The sequence below is a fragment of the Actinoplanes sp. NPDC051633 genome, from assembly GCF_040681735.1.
Lineage (GTDB): Bacteria > Actinomycetota > Actinomycetes > Mycobacteriales > Micromonosporaceae > Actinoplanes.
Map to the genome: position 1 here is coordinate 1 of NZ_JBFAZH010000627.1, position 4692 is coordinate 4692.

2 protein-coding genes and 1 pseudogene are annotated in these 4692 nt (G+C 72.1%); 1 reads left to right on the forward strand and 2 read right to left on the reverse strand.

The features are described 5' to 3' along the window. Window positions 1-2404: BTAD domain-containing putative transcriptional regulator (locus AB0M20_RS28240; protein WP_364303273.1), on the reverse strand; the 2404-nt coding region annotated here is incomplete at its 3' end. 258 nt (window positions 2405-2662) lie between these two features. Between AB0M20_RS28240 and AB0M20_RS28245 the strand changes: the two genes are divergently transcribed. Next, window positions 2663-4165, forward strand: coding sequence for a glycoside hydrolase family 31 protein (locus AB0M20_RS28245; RefSeq protein ID WP_364303275.1), 1503 nt, complete (start codon window positions 2663-2665; stop codon window positions 4163-4165). Here the strand turns inward: AB0M20_RS28245 and AB0M20_RS28250 are convergent. After that, window positions 4134-4692: pseudogene (locus AB0M20_RS28250) on the reverse strand (chitinase); the annotation flags it as partial. The gene AB0M20_RS28245 and the pseudogene AB0M20_RS28250 overlap by 32 nt on opposite strands.

Here is a 4692-nt window from a genome sequence, read left to right on the forward strand (position 1 = left end):
CGTCCTGGTGCCGGGCCTCCTGTCCGAGGTCCCAGCAGAGGTCGCGATGCACCATCGCCTGCCCCACCACATCACCCGCGCACCGGTAGTGCCCGAGCGCCTCGCGCAGGTGGTCCTGCGCCTGGTCGTGCCGGCCGAGTCGCGCGCAGGCGCGGCCGAGCAGACGCTGGACGAGCGCTCGCTGGTGCAGCTCGTCCGGACGCGACGCCAGTTCGCCCGACCACTCGTCGTACCAGACGCCCTGACTCTCCAGGAACGGCGTGAGCGCGATCGTCAGCAGCCAGGCCTGCTCGGCGAAGCCGGCGTCGAACGCCTGCACCAGAGCCGCGAGCAGGTCGGACAACTCCGTGTCGAACCACGACATCGCCTCGTCATGACCGGTGATCTCGGCGACGGCGACGCCGTCGAGCATCGCCGGGACCTCGATCGTCACGGCGTGCGGCGGAGCCAGCGGCTCGGGCGGACCCAGCAGCCGTTGCGCGCGGTTCGCGGTGTGGATGTAGTGATCGAGCAGCCGCCGGATCGCGGCGTCGCGGTCCGCCGCCGTGTCGACCGTCTGCGTCAGCTCCGCCGCGTACGCCCGCAACAGGTCGTGGAAGCCGAAGCGGCCGAACACGTGCTCGGTGACCAGGTGCGCCCGGATCAGCTCGGACATCGGCGCCCGGAGATCGGCCACCGGCACCCCCGCCAGGCTGGCCACGGCCGGCGCGGCCGCATCCTGCCCCAGGTGCAGCGCCATCAGCCGGAAGAGCCGGGCGGCGGCCGGGCTCAACGACTGGTACGACCAGGAGAACACGGCCCGGACGTCGGTGGCGCGGTCGCCGTCGTCGAAGGCGTCGAGCCGCCGCCGGGCCTGGTGCAGCTCGTCGGCGAGCACGCGCAGCGGATAGCCCGGCCGGGTCGCGGCGCGGGCCGCGGCAACCGTCAGAGCCAGCGGCAGCCGGGCGCAGGCCGCGATGATCTGGTCGACCGCGGCGGGTTCGGCGTCGAGCCGGGCGGCGCCGATCCGCCGGCGCAGCAGCACCCGCGCCTCGGCCGGCGACAACAGGTCGAGCGCGATCGGTCGAGCGTCCTCCACCGCGACGAGCCCGGTCAGGTCGTGCCGGCTGGTCACGATCACCAGGCAGCCGGCCGTCCCGGGCAGCAGCGGCCGCACCTGGTCGGAGTCGAGCGCGTTGTCGAGCAGGATCAGGACCCGGCGGTCGGCGAGCAGGCTGCGGTAGAGGCCGATCTGGCTCTCCACGCTCGCCGGGATCCGCTGGGAGGAGACGCCCAGGGCCTCGATGAAGCCCTTCAGCACCTCGGTCGGCTCCAGCGGCGATCCGGCGGGATGGAACCCGCGCAGATTGACATGCAGTTGCCCGTCGGGGAATCGGTGCCGGATGCGGTGCGCCCAGTGCAGGGCCAGGGTGGTCTTGCCGACGCCCGCCGTTCCGGCGATGGCGCTGATCACCACGGTGCCGCCGGACGCGCCCTCCTCCTCGAGCAACGAGTCCAGGTGCCGCACGGCGTCCGCCCGGCCGACGAAGTCGGCCGGTGCGTGCGGAAGCTGCGCGGGCCTCGGCGGCGCCGGATCGGCGGGTGAGGGCCCGGCGAGCCGGATCTCCTCGGCCGGCGCGCGGTCGAGGGCGGGATCGGCGGCCAGGATCCGCTGGTGCATGAGCGCCAGGTCCTGCCCCGGCTCGATGCCGAGCTGGTCGTGCAGCTGCCGGCGGGCATCGCGGAAGGTGGTCAGCGCGTCCGCCTGCCGTCCGGCGCGGTAGAGCGCCAGCATCAGCAGCCGGTGCAGGCGTTCGCGCAACGGGTTTCCGGCGACCATCGTCCGCAGTTCCGCGATGATGTCCGCCTGGTTCCCCGCCGCGAGGTCGGCCTCGATGCGGTCCTCCACCACGCCGACCCGCCGCTCCTCGAGGCGGTCGCGTTCGGCATCCAGCAACGGGCTGTGCAGCCCTTCGAACGCCGGTCCGCGCCAGAGCGTCAGGGCGGCCTGCAGCTCCCGGGCGGCGGCGGCGTGGTCGCCCTCGGCGGCGGCGGCGCGTCCCCGCGCGAGCGCGTCCTCGAAGTCCTGAAGATCGAGCCGGTCGCCGGGGACCTCCAGCCGATAGCCCGCCTCGGACCAGGTGATCAGGTGCGACGGCGCGCGCCGGCCGCGGGCCGGCTCCAGGACCCGGCGCAGAGCGGAAATCCGCTTCTGCAACAGGTTCACGGCGTAGGCGGGAGCGTCCGCCCCCCAGATGTCGTCCATCAGCCGGGACCGCTCGACCGGGGTGCCGGCATGCAGCAGCAGAACCGCGAGCAGCACCTGTTGTGGCACGGATCCGAGGTCCAGACGGGTTTTGCCGAGCGTCGCGGTCAGAGGTCCGAGGACGGCGAACCGTAGGTTGGGATCGGTCGATTCGTACACCAGCGCCTCCTGCCCCGTGGAAGCTGCTCAGACGCGGTCAACTCCGCGCCGATCCAGTGTGCACGCGCCGCCGGTGACGCCGGTAACTAATATTCGCAATGACAGCGCTTCCATGAATTTTTCCTCCACAACGAACGATCATCCGATCCGGTTTGATGGGTCTGAGCAGGGAGAACGCATCGACCAACATCCGGATGAACATCCCCGGATCTGCAGTCGGATGTACGACTGCGGCCCCGAGACGAGGAGTTGAGAACCGTGGATCTGGTGATCGAGGACGGCGAGCGGTGGTGGGGCGGTGCGGCCGCCGATGGCTCGCGCATGCCGTTCCGCGACGGGCACCGTCGTGACCTGGCGTGGTGGTCCGGCACCAACCAGAGCGCACCACTGCTCCTGTCGAGCACCGGCCGGTACATCTGGTCGGAACGGCCGTTCGCCTTCGCCGTCGACGACGGCGTGCTGCGGGTCGACGGCCGCGACATGGTTGCCGACCGCGCGGGCACGTCGCTGCGGGATGCCTTCCGGGCCGCGTCGTCCCGGTTCTTCCCGGCATCCGGCCGGGCGCCGGCCCGCTCGATGTTCACCGGGCCGCAGTACAACACGTGGATCGAGATGCCATACCGGCCGACGCAGGAGGCGGTCCTCGGGTACGCGAAGCGGATCCTCGACGACGGCCTGCCGCCCGGGGTCCTGATGATCGACGACTGCTGGGCCGAGGACTACGGCACCTGGCGGTTCGACGCCGCCCGGTTCCCCGATCCCCGCGCCATGACCGATCGCCTGCACGATCTCGGGTTCACGGTGATGCTCTGGGTCGTTCCGTTCGTCAGCCCGGACTCGGCGACCTTCCGGTCACTGGAGGAACGCGGGCTGCTGATCCGCGACGCCGCCGGCGAGCCGGTCGTACGCCGGTGGTGGAACGGTTTCAGCGCGCTGCTCGATCTGGTGAACCCGGCCGCCGTGGGGTGGCTGCACGACGAGCTGGACGCGCTGGTCAACGATCACGGCGTGGACGGTTTCAAGTTCGACGCCGGCGACGTGGAGTTCTACCGGCCCGGGGACGGCGCGGAGCCGGTCGACTTCTGCGAGGCGTGGGCGCTGGCCGGGCTGCGCTACGAGTTCAACGAGTACCGCGCCTGCTGGAAGGCGGCGGGCCGGCCACTCGCACAGCGACTGCGCGACAAGCCGCCGTCCTGGGACTCCGACGGGCTGGCGTCGCTGGTGCCGGAGCTCGTGGCGCAAGGGCTGATCGGGCATCCGTACACCTGCCCCGACATGATCGGCGGCGGCGAGATCGGCGCGGTCACCGCGGCCCGCGGAGTCGACCAGGAGTTCTTCGTCAGGTACGCGCAGATCGCCGCGCTCGCCCCGATGATGCAGTTCTCCACGCTGCCCGACCGCGTCCTCGACGCCCGGCACCGCGCGGCGGTCGGCGCCGCGCTGCGCCTGCGCGATCAGCTGCTGCCGTCGATCCTCGATCTGGTCGACCACGCGGCCGGCAGCGGCGAGCCGGTGATCCGTGCGATGGCCTACCACGCGGACGGCGTCGACGACGTGACCGACCAGTTCTTCCTCGGCCCCGGCCTGATCGTCGCGCCGGTCGTGGAGCGCGGAGCGACCGAACGCACCGTGGTCCTGCCGGCCGGCACATGGTCGGGCGCGGACGGTGTGACCGTCGTGGGTCCCACGACGGTCACCGTTCCGGTCGGCCTGGAGAGCGTCCCGGTGTTCAGCGCGTCGCCGGCTCGCCCGGGATCGTGAACAGCGGCTGCCACGGGTCGTCGGCGTCGATCGGGAACTCGGTGGACGGGGCGTCACGGCTGGTCGACCACCGGGCCTCGTACGGCAAGCCCTCGAAGAGCACGCGATCGCCGTGCGCGTAGAGCTTCTCCGGCTCCCACGCGTCGGTCACCCCGGTCACCGCCGGGCTGGGCACCGGCGCCGACTCGGACGGGGCGACCGGGCCGATGACCGTCCACGGCGTCGGGGTGGTCGCGTCACCGCTCTCCGACGGGTCCATCCCCTGGTTCGCCCACTTCGCCTCGTAGACGACGCCGTGCCAGACGACCTTGTAGCCGCTCACGTACTGGGCGGTCAGGCGCCACACCGGGTACGGGCTGGTCTTCGGGTCGTCGGCGGTCGGCTCCTCGTCGGGGATCGCGACCGAGTCGCGGCCCGTCGTGCCCACCGCGTCGCCGGGCAGGCCGGCGAAGACCGACGAGAACGCCAGCCCGTCCTGCGCCACGCCACTGTAGGTGTTCGAGTGCACCACCACGTTGGTGAAGGTC